This is a genomic window from Variovorax sp. GW821-FHT06D12 (assembly GCF_059419205.1).
The window spans coordinates 262,955-280,218 of sequence record NZ_JBWKRI010000002.1; the positions used below are offsets into that span (position 1 = coordinate 262,955).

A 17,264-nucleotide genomic window follows, 5' to 3' on the forward strand; every position below is an offset into this window, starting at 1 on the left:
CGCACGACCATGAGCCGCATCCTGCTGGTGGAAGACGGACGCGAGATCGCGTCGCTGCTGCTGGGCCCGCTGCAGCGCGCGGGCCACGAGGTGGAGCAGCTCGGCGACGGCGCCGCCGCGCTTGAGCGCATCCTGCACGCGCCGCCGGCGCTCACGCTGCTCGACGTGGTGCTGCCGCGCATCGACGGGCTGCAGGTGATCGCGCAGGTGCGCGCACGCAGCGACCACCCGATCATCGTGCTGACGGCGCGCGCGCACGAGGCCGACCGGCTGCGCGGCTTCGACCTGGGCGCCGACGACTATGTCTGCAAGCCCTTCTCGCCGCGCGAGGTGGTGGCGCGCGTGCACACGGTGCTGCGCCGACGCGCGCCGCCCGACCTGAGCGTGGGCATGGCCTCGCCCGCCGTGGCCTTCGACAGCGCGCTGGGCCATGCCTGGCTGGAGGGACGGGCCCTGGCGCTCACGCGCCGCGAGCTGCTGTTGCTGCGTGCGCTGTCGCGCGAACCGGGCCGCGTGTTCACGCGCGCCAGGCTGCTCGAAGCGGCGTTCCCCGAGGCGCTCGACGTGAACGAGCGCGCGGTCGACGGGCACATCAAGAACCTGCGGCGCAAGCTCGCGGCCGTGTCGCCCTCGCACGGCTGGATCCGCTCGGTCTACGGCGTGGGGTTCAGCTTCGCGCAGCGGCCGGGCTGAGGGCGGACCTGGCCTTGCACGCGCCGTGGCCGCGCGGCGTGCGGCCTTCGCCGCCCCTTTGCATGATCGGCGCCAGCGTCGCCAGACGCGAATTGCGCACCTCGGCCTGCCGGGCCTCCGCACAGGCGCCGCGTGCCGCGACGCCGATGCCCAGCGCCAAGCTGCACAAGGCCAGGCCGCCCGCGCAGACGTGGGCCAGCGCGCGCGGCGTGACCCGCCCATCGGCGGGCGCAACGGACGGGAGCGGCATGCGCAGCACCGCTCAGCCTTCCGTGCGCGGCGGCACCAGCGCGCGGATGCGGGCAAGGCCCTCGGGCGTGCGCGGCCGCATCGGCCGCACGCCGCCCACTGGCATGGGCCCCTTGCCGAGCGACGGCGGGCGCTCGGTCACCGGGCGCGCGGCGGGGTCGACCACCAGCGTGAGCAGCGCGACATAGCGCCGGCCTTCCTCGCGCACCGCGCCCAGCACCGTGTCGCCGGCCCGCAGCGCGATGCCGTCGGCGCTGTTGAGCGTGTCGCGCAGCCGCGCGCGCTGGTAGCTGGAGACCTGCGTGTAGAGGAACTCGCTGAGCGCATCGGGCAAAAAGAACTGCGTCGTGAGCACGGCGCGCTCGCGGTGGTGCACCTTGACGTGGATGTGCGTGGTGCGCCCCGCGTACCAGCCCGGGTAGAGCGTGGCGAACGTGGCCTGGCCGTCGCGGTCGGTGCGCTGGCTGCCGCGCAGGAAGGCCTGGCCCTCGAAGCCGCGCGTGCGGTCGTCGCCCTGCCCGCCGAAGCCGGAGTAGTTGCCCTGCGCGTCGCAGTGCCACAGGTCGGTGCGCAGGCCGCGCAGCGGCCGACCGGCGGCATCGAGCACGCGCAGGCGCACATCGAGCGGCACGCCCTCGCGGCCGTCGGTCAGATCGGTGCGGAAATTCGCGAGGTCCAGGTAGTACGGGCCCTCGGTGGTCTGGGCGGTCAGCGGGAGCTTCTGCGGTGTGGCAGCCGCTGGTGCTGACGCTGCCAGACCCGCCGCACCGATCGCGGCCAACAGGCCCCGGCGCCCGATCGCTTCATCGGCCATGGGCAGCCTCCTTCCTGGCAGGGGCTCGCACGCCCGAGGCCCGCGCCTCGGCCCAGACCACGAACAGCGTCCACACATGCGCGACGCCCCAGAACAGCGCCGCCAGCAGGAACAGCAGCAGGTCGATGTCGGTGTCGCCCGGAGGCGTGGACGGCGGCGCGGCGTGCCCCGGCGGGGCCCAGGCGAGCGCGGCGGCGGCCAGTGCGCGGAAAGCGAAGGTGGAAGAGGCGCGATGCGTGTCCGGTGTCATGGCGGGCATCGTGCGATCCGAATCGGGAGAAATGTGGGAGAGGAGCGGGAAGGCCCGTCTCCCAGATTCCTCCCCAATCGGGCGCCATGATCGGCGGCTTGCCCATGCCATCCCCGCCCCCGAAACGCATGCCGCAGAATGCGGCCATGCCTCCGCCGCCGAGCCCATGCCGCGCCTGACCCTCTCCCGCAAGATCTTCCTGGCCCTGGCCGCCCTGCTGATCGTGCTGCTGCTGAGCTTCGTGGGCTTCTCGATCGTCGCGCTGCAGCGGGGCCTGGGCGCCTACGTGGCCGAGATAGAGATCCGCCGCATGGACTGGCTCTCGCAGCTGCTGCTGAAGCACTACACCGCCAACGGCGACTGGAAGAAACTGCGCGACAACGACGACGCCTGGCACCGCCTGCAGCTGGGCCAGTCGGCCATGGTGATCGACGGCGCCGCCACGCCCGACGACCGACGGCTGCCGCCCTGGTACGAGCGCCGTGCGCCCGGCACACAGGGCGACGGCGCGCCGCAGGCAGAACCGTCCAGCGGACTCTCGCCCACCGCCTCGCCCCCGCCGCCACAGCTCGACCTGCTGCCCCGCCGCTTCCTGATGCCGCCCCCGGGCTTCTTCCCCGGCCTGGCCGGCCCGCCCGACTCGATCTTTCGCCGCCTCGCCGTGCTCGACGCGCACGGCGCGCTCGTGGTCGGCGCGACCATCGACCCCGAGAACGCCGCACGCCGGCCGATCCGCCACGGGCGCACCGTCGTCGGCTACCTCGCGCTCGCGCCGATGCAAGGCCTGGAGAGCGAGGCCGACCGCGCCTTTCTCGCCCGGCAGTCCGGCGTGATCGCGCTCACCGGGCTGTGCGGCCTGGCCTTTGCGCTGGTGCTGTCGTGGCTGCTGGCGCGCCGCTGGTTCCAGCCGATCGACGCGCTCACGCAGGCCGCACAGGACGTGGCGCGCGGACGGCTCTCGACGCGCGTCGCGGTCCACGGCTCGGACGAGCTCGCGCTGCTGGGCAAGACCTTCAACGACATGGCGCAGCGCCTGGACACGGCCGAGGCCTCGCGCCGCGCCTGGCTGGCCGATGCGGCGCACGAGCTGCGCACGCCGCTGGCGGCCATGCGCGCGGAGATCGAAGCGCTGCAGGACGGCGTGCGCACCTTCGACGAACGCACCGCGCTGCGCATGCACCGGCAGGTGATCCGCCTCGGCCAGCTGGTCGACGACCTGCGCAGCAGCATGCGCGAGCCCCAGAGCGACCTGCTGAAGGCGCCGGTGTACCCGCTGTCGCTGCTGAAGGAGGCGCTCGACCACACGCGCGACCGCTTCGCGCAGCGCGGCATCGCGCTCGATCGCGACGCCCTCGACCGCATCGCCGCCTCGGCCCAGCCGGTGATCGACGGCGATGCGCACCGGCTGCACCAGGTCTTCATGAACCTGCTGGAGAACACGCTGGCCTACACCGACGCCGGCGGCCAGCTGCGCATCGGCGTGAGCGTCGAAGGCGCATGGACCGGCAATTGCCTCACGCTGGTGTTCGACGACAGCGCACCGGGCGTGCCCGAAGAAGAGATTCCGCGCCTCTTCGACCGCCTGTTTCGCGGCGAGACCTCGCGCAGCCGCGCGCTGGGCGGCTCGGGCCTGGGCCTGTCGATCTGCCGCGCGACCCTCGAGGCGCACGGCGGCAGCATCGAGGCGGCGCCTTCGCCGCTGGGCGGGCTGCGCATGACGATCACCCTTCCGCTGGCGGCTTCCGCATGACGCGCATCGTGATCGTCGAGGACGAACTCGACATCGCCTCCGTGGTGCAGGACTACCTGCGCCACGCCGGCTACGACACCGAACATTTCGCCGACGGGCAGAGCGCACTCGAACGCATCGTCGCCGCGCCGCCCGACCTCACGCTGCTCGACATCATGCTGCCGCGCCTCGATGGCATCGAGGTGCTGCGCCGCGCGCGGGAGCACACCGCCCATCCGATCATCATGCTCACCGCGCGCATCGAGGAGGTCGACCGCCTGCTCGGTCTGGAGCTGGGCGCCGACGACTACGTGTGCAAGCCCTTCTCACCGCGCGAGCTGGTGGCACGCGTGCGCGCCGTGCTGCGCCGCACCGCGCCGGCCGTGGCGGCGCAGGCCACGCCGGGCGACGCACCGGGCCTCGTGCTCGACGACGTGCACTGGCGCGCCTCGCTCGACGGCACGCCGCTGAACCTCACGCGCCGCGAGTTCGGGCTGCTGCAGGTGCTGTCGCGGCACCCGGGCCGCATCTTCTCGCGCGCCCGGCTGCTGGAGCTGGCCTACGACGACACGGTGGACGTGACCGAGCGCGCCATCGACAGCCACGTGAAGAACCTGCGCCGCAAGCTCGGCGCGGTGACGCCCGCGCACGACTGGATTCGATCGGTGTATGGCGTCGGCTTCGCGTGGGAAGCGCCGCCGGCCTGAACGGCCAGGCTAGTTTTTCCGAGGGGCTGCCGCGCGAATTTGCGTCGCCGTCTTCGCCCAGGTCTTCTCCAGCATCCGCGAAAGATAGGACGCCGACTCCCAGCCGACCTGCAGCGCGATGGACAGCACCGAGTCCCGCGTGGTCTGCAACAGGTACACGGCCCGCTCGATGCGCTGGCGCTGCAGGAACTCCAGCGGCGAGATGCCGTGCTTCGCGCGAAAGATCCGCTCCACTTGCCGGCGCGACAGCCGGTGCTGCTGGGCAAAGGCGTCGAGCGACAGGGGTTGCGCCAGATCGCGCAGCATCGTTTCGGCCAGCAGCTCGGCGACCCACAGCGCCGGCGAGGCGTCGCCCTCCGACAACGGGTTGGCGCTCAGGCGCGCGGCCTCCATCACGAGCGCGCCGCACAGCACGTAGTTCTCGCTGTCGCCCGCGCGGGTCGATTCGAACATCCGCTGCGACAGGGCGCCCAGCGCGGTGCTGCCCGCGCGCATGCCTTGCGGGGGCCGCACGACGCCCTGCGCCTGCAAGGCCGTGGCCCACAGCGCCGGATCGACGTAGACCGCGACATGGCTCTGGCCGGCGGTGAGCGTGGTCGTCGAATGCGCGCTGCCCGCCGCGAACCAGACGAAGTGGCCGGGCCCGAGGCGCTGCGCCTCGCCCTGCGCATCGCCCACGCTGAAGCGGCCTGCGATGGGCACGAACAGCATGTCGCAATCGTGCACGTGCGCGTCGGTGGCGTAGTGGTCGCGGGTGTTGGCGACCATCGTCGCCTGGTGAGACAGCCGTTCGACGAACAGCGATTGGCGGGGCGGCGGGTGGCTGGAAGTCAGTGGCATGGCCGTTCCTTGTCGCATTCGAAGCCGCGCATGTCGCAATCGGGCGCACGCGTTGGCGCGCGCTCCACAGAATCGGAAGGACCACTCCTGCAAGAAGACCCCATGACTACTCAACCTCTGCGCCGCGCGCTCCTGGGCCTGGCCGCCGCCGGTGCCCTGTACGGGCCGACCGCCTCGTGGCCGGCCTCCGATCCGGCCTACCCGGTGAAGCCGATCACCATCATCGTACCCTTCCCCGCCGGCGGCGGAACGGACGTGATCTTCCGTTCGGTGCAGCTGCGGCTACAGGCTGCGCTCGGTGTGTCGGTCATCATCGACAACCGCTCCGGCGCGGGCGGCACCGTGGGCACGGGCTTCGGCGCGAAGGCGAACCCCGACGGCTACACGCTGGTGGCCAGCACCACGACCACCATCGCCTCGGCCGATGCGGTGTACCCCAAGCTCGCGTACGACCCCCTCAAGGACCTGGTGCCGATCGGCACCATCGGCACCACGCCTTTCGTGCTGGTGGTCACGCCCGCGCTGGCGGCGCGCACGGTGAAGGACTTCGTCGGCTACGCCAAGGCCAACCCGCAGGCGCTCAACTACGGCAGCATCGGCAACGGCAGCCTGAGCCACCTGGCGGGCGAACTCTTCAAGCAGCGCACCGGCATCGAGATGACGCACGTGCCCTACCGCGGCGCCGCGCCCGCGCAGGCCGACCTGATGGCAGGCCAGATCCAGGCACTGTTCGACAACCCGCCCGCGCTGTTGGCGCAGGTGCGCGGCGGCCGCATGCGCGCGCTGGCCATCAGTGAACCGATGGCGGGTTTCGCCGACCTGCCGACTTTCGAGGGAGCCGGCATCAAGGACTTCAAGCCGCAGCTCTGGTACGGCCTGATGGCACCGGCCGCCACGCCGCAGCCGGTGGTGCAGCGGTTGCGCGCCGCGCTCGACACCGCGATGAAAGACCCGGCCCTGCGCGCCGACATGCTGGCCAAGGGCGTGACGCCGTGGAGCGTGCGACCCGAGGTGTTCGAGGAACAGATCCGCGGCGACATCAAGCTCTGGGGCGGCATTGCGCGCTCGGTCAATGCGAGGGCTGATTGACGATGGCTGCGATTTTTTCTGCGCCCGGTTGCCGGAACATCCGCGTGTTCGTCGGCCCCGACCCATCCGTCGGCGGCAACCCCGCGCCCGTTTGGCTCGATGCCGACGCGCTCTCCACCGCACAGATGCAGGAGCACACCCGGCTCAGCGGCCATGAGTCCGTCTTCGTGCTGAAGCCGACCACACCGGCGCACCGGCTGCGCATGCGCTACTTCGTGCCCAAGCACGAGATGGAAATGTGCGGCCACGCCACGGTCGGCGCGCTGTGGCTGCTGCACCGGCGCGGCGAATGGGACGGTGCGCCCGTCGCGATCGAAACGCTCAGCGGCACCGTCACGGGCCGGCGCGTCGATGGCACGGTGCGGATCAGCCAGCCGCGCGCCACGGTGGAAGAGGTGACGCAACAGCGGCTGGTCGAAGACCTCGCGCAGTGCCTGGGCATCGAGGTCGGGCAGATCGTGGGGCCGGTGCTCAACGCCGCCACCAGCCGGGTCAAGACGCTGGTTCGCCTGGCCGACACCGCGCAGCTGCACGCCTTGCGCGTCGACTTCGCACGCGTCGAATCGCTGTGCGAACGTCTCGGGTCCACCGGGCTGTATCCCTATGCCATGTCACGGGACGAGACCGACACGGTCAGCGCGCGGCAATTTCCCAAATCTTCCGGCTACCCGGAAGACGCCGCCACGGGCATCGCCGCCGCGGCGCTGGCCTGGGGCCTGCGCCACCTTGGGCTGGTCGGCCACGACGCGCTGTCGGCGACCGTGCGGCAGGGCGAAGCGATGGGTTCACCTTCCGCGATCCACGTGGGACTGCCATCGGGTGCGAACGCGCAGGAAGGCTGCTGGGTCGGCGGCGAGGCCTGCGATGCGCAGCCCGAAGACTTTCTGCTCGACCAGCTGTGCCCACCTGAAGTGGCGCGGGCCAAGCCATCGGGTACTTACGCCACATTCGCGCAAGTGGGAAACCTGCTGCATTCGAGCGGCGTGGTGGCGCGCGAGAACGGCCAGGTGATCACAGGCCGGCTCGAAGGCCCCGACGATGTGGCACGCGGCCAGCGGGCCGCAGTGGCGGCTGTCGGCGCCCTGCTGCGCGCGGCACAGGACGAACTCGGCAGCCTCTCTCGCGTCGTGCGCGTCGTGGCACTGAACGGCTATCTCCAGGCTTGCGGCGACTTCAAGGACCACGCCCAGGTGATGGACGCGGCCTCGGCGGCCCTTCAGCGGATCTTCCCCGATGCCCCACTGCCGGTTCGCACCACCGTGGGCGTCGCGTCGCTGCCTCGCGGCGGCGTGGTCGAGGTGTCGATGGTGCTCGAGACGCGCGACTAGGCCCGCTCCTTCCCGGCTTTTTCCACGGGAGGCAGCGCAGCGTGCCCGCTCGTCACCACCGCCGAGGTGGCGGGCCGCTTCAGCCCCAGCGCGCCTTCGAGCATCCGCAGGATGGTCTCGCGGGCCAGGTCGAAATCCGCTGGCTCCAGCGCCTGCTTGCCGAGCAGCATGCGCATCTGCCAGGCGAAGTCGGCGTAGGTCTGCGTCATGGCCCACAGCGTGAACAGCAGGTGCGGCACGGGCAGCGGCGCCACGTCGCCGTTCGCCATCCAGCGGTTCAGCACTGCGGCTTCGGCGCGGAAGGCCGGTACCAGCTTGGCCTCGATGTCGTCGGCGCATTGCGGCGCCTGCGAAATGATTTCCTGCGCGAACAGCCGCGAGCCCGAGGGGTGGTCGTACGAGAACTGCAGCTTCTGCGTGACGTAGCGCTCCAGCGCGGCATGCGGGTCGAGGTCGGCGTCGGCCAGGCTGTTGAGGTTCGACAGCCACGAGTCGAGCACGTCGTTGAACACGCGGCTGTACAGCGCCTTCTTCGAGGGGAAGTAGTACAGCAGGCTCTGCTTGGAGATGCCCGCGTCGGCCGCGATGTCGTCGACCGACACGCCGCCGTAGCCGTGCAGCGCGAATCGCTCCTGCGCCACCGCGAGGATGGCGCTCTCGAGGTTCTGGCGGCGGGCCTGGCGCTTCACGGCGGGAGGACGCGCCGCAGTTCGCAGGGGTGGCGCAGCACTCATGGGTTCTTCATCCGCGCCAGGAAGCGCACCAGTCGCTCGTCGCCGCAATGCGCGACGTTGAAGCGATACCAGGCAAAGGGCTGCGGCATGTCGCCGAAATCGGTCGCGGCAGCGAGCGGCAGGCCCTGCTTGCGCGCCTCCTGCAGCACCGCATCGCTCGATGGACGAGGCTCACAGCCGGGCGGCCAACCCGCGCAGAGAAAGGGGCCGCCGTCGGGCACGCACAGCGCCTGCAGGCCCGCGCCTGTCAGCAACGACAGCGTGCGCTCGCCGGCGATCTTCAGCGCGGTGTTGAGCTTCTGCAGGAAGCGCGGATAGCCGGCATCGGCCAGCACCTCGCAGGCGACGCGCTCCTCGAACTCGCTCGGGCCGAGCGTGGTGTGCAGGCAGCGCAAGGCCGCATCCTCGACCCAATGCTGCGGCAGCAGCACATGTGCAAGCCGCAGCTTGGCCGAGAGCGTGGTCGACACGCCACCGACCTGCGCCACGCGCTGCAGCCCGTCCATCGCGGCAAGGCTGGGTGCCTGCAGCGGCGAGAGCCCGCGCCAGGTGTCGAGCTCGATCACGCGCAGGTCGTGCCGCTCGGCCGCCTGCAGCGCCTGGTGCGCGCCCTGCGGGCTCATGCACACGCCCAGCGGATTGGAAACTGCCGTCGACAGGAACAGCAGGCGCTGGCGGCTTGCCGCAGGCAACAGCACGGCATGTCTGTCGAGCGCGGCGATGTCGAGGCAACCGCCGCGCCGTGGCACTTCGAGCATGCGACGGCCCAGCGTGCGGATCAGGCTGCGCAGCTGGCGCGGTGCGGGCGACTCGACCAGCACCGCGTCGCCGGGCTCGGTCCAGGCCTGCAGCAAACACATCGTGGCGCCCAGGCTGCCCGCTGCCGTCATGACCTGCTGCGGGCCCAGCGCGGGCAGCTCGGCGCGATGGCGCGCGGCGATCAGCTCGCGCAGGCGCGGCAGGCCGAAACCCTGGCGCGTGCCGCTGTCCCATTCGGGGGCCGAGCGCGCCACGCGGCGCATGGCTTCGCGCACCAGGTCGTCGCCCCGGTATTCGGCGGGTGGCGGGCGGTCGTGGGCCGTGGCGGTGTCGGTCATGCGCGGCACCGCATCGGCGTCGTCGGATGCAATGCGCGAAGGCCGGTGCAGCACGTAGTAACCGCTGCCCGGCCGGGAGGCCAGCACCGAGCGCGCGCGCAAGGCGCTGTACGACTCGGTGACGGTGAAGGTGCTGATGCCCAGCTTGCCGGCCAGCGCGCGCACCGAAGGCATCTTGGTGCCGGGCGCCAGGCGCCCGTCGATGACGCGCAATTCGACACCCACCACGAGGCGCTGCGCCAGCCCGAGGCCAGGCGCGGCTTCGTCCATGTCGCCCATCAGGCCCTGCATCCAACCGGCACCGGCCTGCGCCGGCTGGCGCAGCGCCGACGCGTTGCTTGAACTCTGCATCACCGGGTCTCCTTGAGAAACGCATGCGGCCTGTCTGGACAGGGTTTGCCCTGGGCAACTGTGCTGGGGAGTGCACCAAACAGCATGGTCGGCAGCGGCAAACACTTTCTCGTGCGCCGCGCCAACTGTGTATGGGCGGCACCCCTCGTTTGCTGAATCATCGCGACATTCGACCATTTGGTCAAACTTCATGAGGGCTCGATCTCTCATGTCGCACACGGTTACCCCACCACGACCTGGAGCTTGAAAGCCCATGAGCAGCACGATGAATCCCGTCGCGCCCAGCGCGCACATTGCCTCCGATGTGCGCGCCGGCCGTCTCGACCCCGCGCAGTACGCCAAGAATTTCTGCGACGCCCACCCGCCGCTGAACGTGGTGCAGGCCAACATCGAGGCCGAGCGCTGCTACTACTGTTTCGACGCGCCCTGCCAGACGGCCTGCCCCACGGGCATCGACATCCCGACCTTCATCCGCCGCATCGCCGACGGCAACCTGCGCGGCGCCGCGCGCACCATCCTCGAAGAGAACCCGCTGGGCGGCATGTGCGCCCGCGTCTGCCCGACCGAGGTGCTGTGCGAGCAGGCCTGCGTGCGCAACAGCAACGAGAGCAAGCCGGTCGAGATCGGCCTGCTGCAGCGCCACGCGACCGACGCCTTCTTCGACGCGCCCGGCGCGCCGCTCTTCGTGCGCGCGGCCGACACGGGCAAGCGCATTGCCGTCGTCGGCGCGGGCCCGGCCGGCCTGGCCTGCGCCCACCGCCTCGCGGTGCTGGGCCATCAGGTGACGCTGTTCGATGCACGCCCCAAGCTGGGCGGCCTGAACGAGTACGGCCTGGCCAGCTACAAGACGGTGAACGACTTCGCCCAACGCGAGATCGAGTGGCTGCTGTCGGTCGGCGGCATCGAGGTACGCAACAACCAGGCACTGGGCCGCGACCTGCACCTGGACGCACTCGCCGCCGGCTACGACGCGGTGTTCCTCGGCCTGGGCCTGGCGGGCGTGAACACGCTGGGCCTGGGCGAGCAGACCGGTGTGCGCGACGCGGTGGACTTCATCGCCGAACTGCGCCAGGCCGCCTCGCCGGCCGACGTGGCCATCGGCCGGCACGTGGTGGTGATCGGCGGCGGCATGACCGCGGTGGACGCGGCCGTGCAGTCGCGCAAGCTCGGCGCGGAAGACGTGAGCATCGTCTACCGGCGCGGCGCGGAAGCCATGGGCGCCTCGGTCGACGAGCAGAGCTGGGCCAAGGAGAACGGCGTGCGCATCATCCACTGGGCCGCGCCCAAGGCCCTGCGCGCCAAGGGCGGCGTGCTGCGCGGCATCGACTTCGCGCGCACCGCGCTGGTCGACGGCAAGCTGATCGAGACCGGCGAAGCGCTCGCGCTGCAGGCCGACATGGTGCTGTGCGCCATCGGCCAGAGCTTTGTCGCGACCGCGCTGGAAGACAGCGGCGTGCAGCTGCAGGGCGGGCGCATCAGCACCAATGCGGAATGCCGCAGCTCGCTCCCCAAAGTCTGGGCCGGCGGCGACGCGCGCTTCGGCGGGCGCGACCTCACGGTCGAGGCGGTGGAAGACGGCAAGCAGGCCGCGCTGTCCATCGACCGCCACCTGCGCGCCGCCTGACGCGGCTGCGAATCCCTCCCTCTCCTTCACTCCATTCATCCGAGCGCGCCGTGGCGCGACAGGAGCAATTCACATGGCAGACCTGAGCATCGACTTCGTGGGCATCCGCAGCCCCAACCCTTTCTGGCTGGCCTCGGCGCCACCGACCGACAAGGAGATCAACGTGGTCCGCGCCTTCGAGGCCGGCTGGGGCGGCGTGGTCTGGAAGACCGTGGGCGAAGACCCGAACGTCGTCAACGTGCACGGCCCGCGCTACGCCGTGTCGTACGCGGCCGACCGCCGCGTGACGGGCTTCAACAACATCGAGCTGATCTCCGACCGGCCGCTGCGCACCAACCTGGAAGAGATGACGCGCGTGAAGCGCAACTGGCCCGACCGCGCGCTGGTGGCGTCGATCATGGTGCCGTGCACCGAAGAGGCCTGGAAGAACATCCTGCCGAGGGTCGAGGACACCGGCTGCGACGGCATCGAGCTGAACTTCGGCTGCCCGCACGGCATGAGCGAACGCGGCATGGGCGCAGCCGTGGGCCAGGTGCCCGAGTACATCCAGATGGTGGCCGAATGGTGCAAGCACTACTCGAAGCTGCCGGTGATCGTGAAGCTCACGCCCAACGTGGCCGACATCCGGCCCGCCGCGCGCGCCGCGAAGAAAGGCGGCGCCGACGCGGTGAGCCTCATCAACACCATCAACTCGATCATGGGCGTCGACCTGGACGCGATGGCGATGTTCCCGCACACCGACGGCAAGGGCTCGCACGGCGGCTACTGCGGCCCCGGCGCCAAGCCCATCGCGCTGCACATGGTGGCCGAGATCGCGCGCGACCCGCAGACCGCCGGCCTGCCGATCTCGGGCATCGGCGGCGTCTCGACCTGGCGCGATGCGGCCGAGTTCATCGCGCTGGGCAGCGGCTCGGTGCAGGTGTGCACGGCCGCCATGGTCTACGGCTTCAAGATCGTGCAGGACCTGTGCGACGGCCTCTCCAACTTCATGGACCAGAAGGGCTACGCCAACCTGGATCAGCTGCGCGGCCGTGCGGTCGGCAGCATCACCGACTGGCAGCAGCTCAACCTGAACCACGTCGACAAGGCGGTGATTCACCAGGACCTGTGCATCCAGTGCGGCCGCTGTCACGTGGTGTGCGAAGACACCTCGCACCAGGCCATCAGCGCCACGAAAGACGGCATGCGCTTCTTCGAGGTGAAGGAAGAAGAGTGCGTGGGCTGCAACCTGTGCGTGTCGATCTGCCCGGTGCCCGGCGCGCTGTCGATGCGCACGCTGAAGGCCGGTGAGACGGACGCGCGCACCGGCCACCCGGTGGTCGGCCACTACGCCAACTGGACCACGCACCCCAACAACCCGATGCGCACCGGCAGTCCCGCCTGAACGGGATATCGAACAAGCGAGTGAGTGAGCAAGTGAATGACCAAGCCCGGCGCAGACCGGGCGGCGGCGGGAGGGGAACGACCACACGGCCAGAAGCACGACACACGTGCAGGAGAAAACCCACATGACGACCCCACAGCACGGCGGCGCACCCGCCGCAAACCTCTGGAACGAGGACCTGGCGCCCACCACGCTGGCGCAGCGAACGTGGCGCTGGTACCACTTCGCCGCACTCTGGGTGGGCATGGTGATGTGCATCCCCGCCTACATGCTGGCGGCCAGCCTGATCGAGGGCGGCATGTCGTGGGGGCAGGCGGTGCTGACCGTGTTCCTCGGCAACGCCATCGTGCTGGTGCCGATGCTGCTCATCGGGCACGCGGGCGCCAAGTACGGCATTCCCTACGCGGTGATGGCGCGCGCCTCGTTCGGCACGCGCGGGGCGCGGCTGCCGGCGCTGCTGCGCGCCATCGTGGCCTGCGGCTGGTACGGCATCCAGACCTGGTTCGGCGGCCAGATGATCTACACGCTGGTCGGCGTGCTCATGGGCCAGCCGCTGGGCGGCGACAAGCTGCCGATGCTCGGCATCAACGGCGCGCAGCTCGTGTGCTTCCTGATCTTCTGGGCCATACAGCTGTACTTCGTGGTGCACGGCATCGAATCGATCCGCCGGCTCGAAACCTACACCGCGCCGCTGAAGATCATCGTGTGCATCGCCCTGCTCTACTGGGCCGTGCAGCGCGCGGGCGGCCTGGGCCCGATCTTCGACCAGCCTTCGCAGTTCGAAGCGGGCGGAAAGAAGGCCGGCATGTTCTGGGCCGTGTTCTGGCCATCGCTCACGGCCATGGTGGGCTTCTGGGCCACGCTGGCGCTGAACATCCCCGACTTCACGCGCTTCTCGCGCTCGCAGCGCGACCAGGTGGTGGGCCAGGTGATCGGCCTGCCCGCCCCCATGGGCCTGCTCGCGATGATGGCCGTGATGGTCACCTCGGCCACGGTGGTCATCTACGGCAAGGCGCTGTGGGACCCGGTGGACCTGGCCAGCCGCATGACCGGCGCCGCGGTGCTGCTCGCGCTCATCATCCTGCTGATCGACACGGTGAGCGTGAACCTGGCGGCCAACCTCGTGGGCCCGGCCTACGACTTCTCTGCCCTCAACCCGAAGAAGATCTCGTACCGCACGGGCGGCTACATCACGGCCGGCATCGCCATCGTGATGATGCCGTGGAAGGTGTTGGAGACCACGCAGGGCTACATCTTCACCTGGCTCATCGGCTACTCGGCGCTGCTGGGGCCGGTGGCCGGCATCCTGATTGCCGACTACTACCTCATCCGCCGCAAGGAGCTGGACGTCGACGCGCTCTACCGCGAGACCGGCGCCTACAGCTACGGCAATGGCTGGAACATGGCGGCCATCGTCGCCTTCGTGGTCGGCGTGCTGCCGAACATCCCCGGCTTCCTCAACGCCGCCTTTCCGTCGGCCGTGCCGTCGATGCCCGAGTTCTTCAAGACGATCTACACCTACGCCTGGTTCGTCGGCGTGGTGCTGTCGGCCGTGGTCTACATGGGGCTGATGAAGGCGCGCGCGCCACAGCTTCAGGGCATGACCCCGCCCCTCAAGAACCCCAGCTGAGACAAAACAGAAAAGGAACCCACGCCATGACCGTTCTCATTCGCGGTGGCACGGTGGTCAACGCCGATGCCGAGCACCGTGCCGACGTGCTCTGCCAGGGGGACAAGATCCTCCAGGTCGGCACCGACCTGCAGGTGCCGGCGGGCGCCGAAGTCGTCGACGCTGGCGGCGCCTACGTCATGCCCGGCGGCATCGACCCGCACACCCACATGCAGCTGCCCTTCATGGGCACCGTGGCGGCCGACGACTTCTTCAGCGGCACGGCGGCCGGCCTGGCTGGCGGCACCACCAGCATCATCGACTTCGTGATTCCCGACCCGCAGCAGTCGCTGATGGACGCGTTCCGCATGTGGCGCGACTGGGCCGAAAAATCTGCCGGCGACTACAGCTTTCATGTGGCCGTGACCTGGTGGAACGACAGCGTGCACAAGGACATGGGCACGCTGGTGCACGAGCATGGCGTGAACAGCTTCAAGCACTTCATGGCCTACAAGAACGCAATCATGGCCGACGACGAGATCCTGGTGAAGAGCTTCCAGCGCTCGCTGGAGCTCGGCGCCATGCCCACGGTGCATGCGGAGAACGGCGAGCTGGTCGCGATGCTTCAACAGCAGTTGCTGGCACAGGGCATTCGCGGCCCCGAGGGGCATCCGCTGTCACGCCCGCCGATGGTCGAGGCCGAGGCGGCCAACCGCGCCATTGCCATCGCCGAGGTGCTGGGCGTGCCGATCTACGTGGTGCACGTGTCGTGCGGCGAGGCGCTCGACGCTATCACCCGCGCCCGCGCGCGCGGCCAGCGCGTGTACGGCGAGGTGCTGGCCGGCCACCTCGTGGTCGACGAGAGCGCCTACCGCGACCCCGACTTTGCGCGCGCTGCCGCCCACGTGATGAGCCCGCCCTTCCGCTCGCGCGAGAACCAGGCCATGCTGTGGCGCGGCCTGCAGGGCGGCAACCTGCACACCACGGCGACCGACCACTGCACCTTCTGCGCCGAGCAGAAGGCCGCAGGCCGCAACGACTTCACGAAGATCCCCAACGGCTGCGGCGGTGTCGAAGAGCGCATGGCCGTGCTGTGGGATGCCGGCGTCAACGCGGGCCGGCTCACGCCGTCGGAGTTCGTGCGCGTCACTTCGACCAACGCGGCGCAGCTGTTCAACCTGTACCCGCGCAAGGGCGTGATCCAGCCCGGTGCCGACGCCGACATCGTGGTGTGGGACCCGAAGGCCACCAAGACGCTGTCGGTGAAGACGCAGCACTCGAAGAGCGACTTCAACATCTTCGAAGGCCGCCAGGTGACAGGTGTGCCCAGGCACACGGTCAGTGCCGGCCGCTGGGTCTGGCGCGACGGCGACCTGCGCGCCGAGCCCGGCACCGGCCGCTACCTCAAGCGCCCGCCCTTCGCACCGATGTTCACCGCGCTCGAACGTTTCAAGCAGCAGCACGCGCCCACGGCCGTGGCGCGCTGAACCCCCAAGGAGTCATACATGAATGCAGCAGTGGACACGCAGGTGCTGACGATCAACGGCGAGCGCCTGTGGAACTCGCTGATGGAGCTGGCGCGCATCGGCGCCACCCCCAAGGGCGGCGTCAAGCGGCTGGCGCTGACCGACCTCGACAAGCAGGGGCGCGACCTCGTGGTGTCGTGGGGCAAGGCGGCGGGCCTGAGCATCACGGTCGACAAGATCGGCAACGTCTTCATGCGCCGCGAAGGCAGCAACCCCGCGCTGCCGCCCATCGTGTCGGGCAGCCACATCGACACGCAGCCCACCGGCGGCAAGTTCGACGGCAACTACGGCGTGCTGTCGGCACTGGAAGTGGTGCGCACGCTGAACGACCAGGGCATTCGCACCGAGGCGCCCATCGAAGTCGCGTTCTGGACCAACGAGGAAGGCTCGCGCTTCGTGCCGGTGATGATGGGCTCGGGCGTCTTCTGCGGCGCCTTCAGCCTGGAGCACGCCTACGCCGCGAAGGACACCGAGGGCAAGACGGTGCGCGAAGAGCTGCAGCGCATCGGCTACATCGGCGACCAGACGCCGGGCGACCACCCCATCGGCGCCTACTTCGAAGCGCACATCGAGCAGGGGCCGGTGCTGGAAGATGCGGACAAGGTCATCGGCGTGGTGCCGGCGGTGCTCGGCCTCTCCTGGTACGACTGCGTCGTCACCGGCATGGAGGCGCATGCGGGCCCCACGCCGATGCACCTGCGTCGCGACGCGCTGCAGGTGGCGACGCGGATCATGCAGGAGGTGGTGGCCATCGGGCTGCGCTACCCGCCCTACGGACGCGGCACGGTCGGCATGGTGCAGGTGCACCCGAACAGCCGCAACGTGATTCCGGGCGAGGTGAAGTTCTCGGTCGACCTGCGCAACGTGAGCGGCGAACTGCTCGACCGCATGCACGGCGAGATCCTCGCCTTCGTCGAACGCACGGGGCGCGAGACCGGATTGGGCGTGACGATCGAGCGCGTGTCGTACTTTCCGCCCTGCCCGTTTCACCCCGATTGCGTGGACGCGGTGCGCCGCGCGACCGAAAAGCTCGGCTACTCGACCATGGACGTGGTGTCGGGCGCGGGCCACGACGCGATCTATGCGGCGCGGCTGGCACCGGCCGGCATGATCTTCGTGCCCTGCAAGGACGGCATCAGCCACAACGAGATCGAGGACGCGCAGCCCGACCACCTCACGGCCGGCTGCAACGTCTTGCTGCACGCCATGCTGGAGCGCGCGAAACGCGTCGACTGACGCG

The 17,264-nt window shown here is 70.1% G+C and carries 16 protein-coding genes; 10 read left to right on the top strand and 6 right to left on the bottom strand.

Annotation, left to right across the window (positions count from 1 at the left end; all coding sequences use genetic code 11):
- Positions 1-9: 9 nt before the first annotated feature.
- Entirely contained in the window at positions 10-693 is a 684-nt protein-coding gene (locus AC07SQ_RS07650; protein ID WP_159275528.1) for a response regulator, read from the top strand.
- On the opposite strand, the gene AC07SQ_RS07655 is transcribed toward AC07SQ_RS07650, so the two are convergent.
- From AC07SQ_RS07655 to AC07SQ_RS07665, 3 genes are read right to left on the bottom strand one after another with little or no spacing between them, the layout of a single operon-like run.
- Positions 668-952, bottom strand: coding sequence for a hypothetical protein (locus AC07SQ_RS07655; RefSeq protein ID WP_495272228.1), 285 nt, complete (start codon positions 950-952; stop codon positions 668-670). The two genes, AC07SQ_RS07650 and AC07SQ_RS07655, sit on opposite strands and share 26 nt — an antisense overlap.
- Positions 953-955: 3 nt before the next feature.
- Positions 956-1,756, bottom strand: coding sequence for a dioxygenase family protein (locus AC07SQ_RS07660; protein WP_495272227.1), 801 nt, complete (start codon positions 1,754-1,756; stop codon positions 956-958).
- Positions 1,746-2,015 (bottom strand): hypothetical protein, encoded by a 270-nt coding sequence (locus tag AC07SQ_RS07665; protein WP_495272226.1) that lies wholly within the window; start codon positions 2,013-2,015, stop codon positions 1,746-1,748. The genes AC07SQ_RS07660 and AC07SQ_RS07665 overlap by 11 nt, the downstream gene beginning before the upstream one ends.
- A gap of 157 nt (positions 2,016-2,172) precedes the next feature.
- Here AC07SQ_RS07665 and AC07SQ_RS07670 point away from each other — a divergent pair, with 157 nt between their 5' ends.
- Both AC07SQ_RS07670 and AC07SQ_RS07675 read left to right on the top strand, forming a co-directional pair.
- Positions 2,173-3,756 carry an ATP-binding protein gene (locus tag AC07SQ_RS07670; RefSeq protein ID WP_495272225.1) on the top strand — a complete coding sequence of 528 codons (1,584 nt, stop codon included), beginning with the start codon at positions 2,173-2,175 and terminating at the stop codon, positions 3,754-3,756.
- Positions 3,753-4,442, top strand: a complete 690-nt coding sequence (locus tag AC07SQ_RS07675) for a response regulator (protein ID WP_495272224.1) — start codon at positions 3,753-3,755, stop codon at positions 4,440-4,442. Before AC07SQ_RS07670 ends, AC07SQ_RS07675 begins: the two co-directional genes overlap by 4 nt.
- Before the next feature lie 9 nt (positions 4,443-4,451).
- On the opposite strand, the gene AC07SQ_RS07680 is transcribed toward AC07SQ_RS07675, so the two are convergent.
- Entirely contained in the window at positions 4,452-5,282 is an 831-nt protein-coding gene (locus AC07SQ_RS07680; protein ID WP_495272223.1) for a helix-turn-helix domain-containing protein, read from the bottom strand.
- Positions 5,283-5,384: 102 nt separating this feature from the next.
- Between AC07SQ_RS07680 and AC07SQ_RS07685 the strand changes: the two genes are divergently transcribed.
- The gene (locus tag AC07SQ_RS07685) at positions 5,385-6,371 is read left to right on the top strand and encodes a Bug family tripartite tricarboxylate transporter substrate binding protein (RefSeq protein WP_495272222.1); all 987 of its coding nucleotides are present in this window, start codon (positions 5,385-5,387) and stop codon (positions 6,369-6,371) included.
- Between the two features lie 44 nt (positions 6,372-6,415).
- Positions 6,416-7,699 (top strand): PhzF family phenazine biosynthesis isomerase, encoded by a 1,284-nt coding sequence (locus AC07SQ_RS07690; protein ID WP_495276181.1) that lies wholly within the window; start codon positions 6,416-6,418, stop codon positions 7,697-7,699.
- On the opposite strand, the gene AC07SQ_RS07695 is transcribed toward AC07SQ_RS07690, so the two are convergent.
- Together AC07SQ_RS07695 and AC07SQ_RS07700 are read right to left on the bottom strand one after the other, a co-directional pair.
- Positions 7,696-8,433 (bottom strand): TetR family transcriptional regulator C-terminal domain-containing protein, encoded by a 738-nt coding sequence (locus AC07SQ_RS07695; protein ID WP_139702566.1) that lies wholly within the window; start codon positions 8,431-8,433, stop codon positions 7,696-7,698. The two genes, AC07SQ_RS07690 and AC07SQ_RS07695, sit on opposite strands and share 4 nt — an antisense overlap.
- On the bottom strand, positions 8,430-9,881 hold the full coding sequence (locus AC07SQ_RS07700; RefSeq protein ID WP_495272220.1) for an aminotransferase-like domain-containing protein: 1,452 nt from the start codon (positions 9,879-9,881) through the stop codon (positions 8,430-8,432). The genes AC07SQ_RS07695 and AC07SQ_RS07700 overlap by 4 nt, the downstream gene beginning before the upstream one ends.
- 253 nt (positions 9,882-10,134) lie before the next feature.
- Between AC07SQ_RS07700 and AC07SQ_RS07705 the strand changes: the two genes are divergently transcribed.
- From AC07SQ_RS07705 to AC07SQ_RS07725, 5 genes are all read left to right on the top strand, one after another.
- Complete coding sequence (locus AC07SQ_RS07705; RefSeq protein WP_495272219.1) at positions 10,135-11,505, top strand: NAD(P)-dependent oxidoreductase; 1,371 nt, start codon at positions 10,135-10,137, stop codon at positions 11,503-11,505.
- A gap of 73 nt (positions 11,506-11,578) precedes the next feature.
- A complete protein-coding gene (gene preA / locus AC07SQ_RS07710) occupies positions 11,579-12,889 on the top strand; it encodes an NAD-dependent dihydropyrimidine dehydrogenase subunit PreA (RefSeq protein WP_495272218.1) in 1,311 nt (436 codons plus the stop codon).
- 124 nt (positions 12,890-13,013) lie between these two features.
- The gene (locus AC07SQ_RS07715; protein ID WP_495272217.1) at positions 13,014-14,519 is read left to right on the top strand and encodes an NCS1 family nucleobase:cation symporter-1; all 1,506 of its coding nucleotides are present in this window, start codon (positions 13,014-13,016) and stop codon (positions 14,517-14,519) included.
- A 26-nt stretch (positions 14,520-14,545) separates the two neighbouring features.
- Positions 14,546-15,985, top strand: coding sequence for a dihydropyrimidinase (hydA, locus tag AC07SQ_RS07720; protein ID WP_495272216.1), 1,440 nt, complete (start codon positions 14,546-14,548; stop codon positions 15,983-15,985).
- An 18-nt stretch (positions 15,986-16,003) separates the two neighbouring features.
- Positions 16,004-17,260: a Zn-dependent hydrolase gene (locus tag AC07SQ_RS07725; protein WP_495272215.1), complete on the top strand. Its 1,257-nt coding sequence runs from the start codon at positions 16,004-16,006 to the stop codon at positions 17,258-17,260.
- Positions 17,261-17,264: the final 4 nt, after the last annotated feature.

What these genes read in the sequence shown, in the direction of transcription:
- AC07SQ_RS07705 (WP_495272219.1), top strand. Translation starts at nt 10,135, where the DNA reads ATGAGCAGCACGATGAATCCCGTCGCGCCCAGCGCGCACATTGCCTCC.
- hydA (WP_495272216.1), top strand. Translation starts at nt 14,546, where the DNA reads ATGACCGTTCTCATTCGCGGTGGCACGGTGGTCAACGCCGATGCCGAG.
- AC07SQ_RS07695 (WP_139702566.1), bottom strand. Translation starts at nt 8,433, where the DNA reads ATGAGTGCTGCGCCACCCCTGCGAACTGCGGCGCGTCCTCCCGCCGTG.
- AC07SQ_RS07680 (WP_495272223.1), bottom strand. Translation starts at nt 5,282, where the DNA reads ATGCCACTGACTTCCAGCCACCCGCCGCCCCGCCAATCGCTGTTCGTC.
- AC07SQ_RS07665 (WP_495272226.1), bottom strand. Translation starts at nt 2,015, where the DNA reads ATGCCCGCCATGACACCGGACACGCATCGCGCCTCTTCCACCTTCGCT.
- AC07SQ_RS07650 (WP_159275528.1), top strand. Translation starts at nt 10, where the DNA reads ATGAGCCGCATCCTGCTGGTGGAAGACGGACGCGAGATCGCGTCGCTG.
- AC07SQ_RS07700 (WP_495272220.1), bottom strand. Translation starts at nt 9,881, where the DNA reads ATGCAGAGTTCAAGCAACGCGTCGGCGCTGCGCCAGCCGGCGCAGGCC.
- AC07SQ_RS07725 (WP_495272215.1), top strand. Translation starts at nt 16,004, where the DNA reads ATGAATGCAGCAGTGGACACGCAGGTGCTGACGATCAACGGCGAGCGC.
- AC07SQ_RS07715 (WP_495272217.1), top strand. Translation starts at nt 13,014, where the DNA reads ATGACGACCCCACAGCACGGCGGCGCACCCGCCGCAAACCTCTGGAAC.
- AC07SQ_RS07675 (WP_495272224.1), top strand. Translation starts at nt 3,753, where the DNA reads ATGACGCGCATCGTGATCGTCGAGGACGAACTCGACATCGCCTCCGTG.
- preA (WP_495272218.1), top strand. Translation starts at nt 11,579, where the DNA reads ATGGCAGACCTGAGCATCGACTTCGTGGGCATCCGCAGCCCCAACCCT.
- AC07SQ_RS07660 (WP_495272227.1), bottom strand. Translation starts at nt 1,756, where the DNA reads ATGGCCGATGAAGCGATCGGGCGCCGGGGCCTGTTGGCCGCGATCGGT.
- AC07SQ_RS07670 (WP_495272225.1), top strand. Translation starts at nt 2,173, where the DNA reads ATGCCGCGCCTGACCCTCTCCCGCAAGATCTTCCTGGCCCTGGCCGCC.
- AC07SQ_RS07685 (WP_495272222.1), top strand. Translation starts at nt 5,385, where the DNA reads ATGACTACTCAACCTCTGCGCCGCGCGCTCCTGGGCCTGGCCGCCGCC.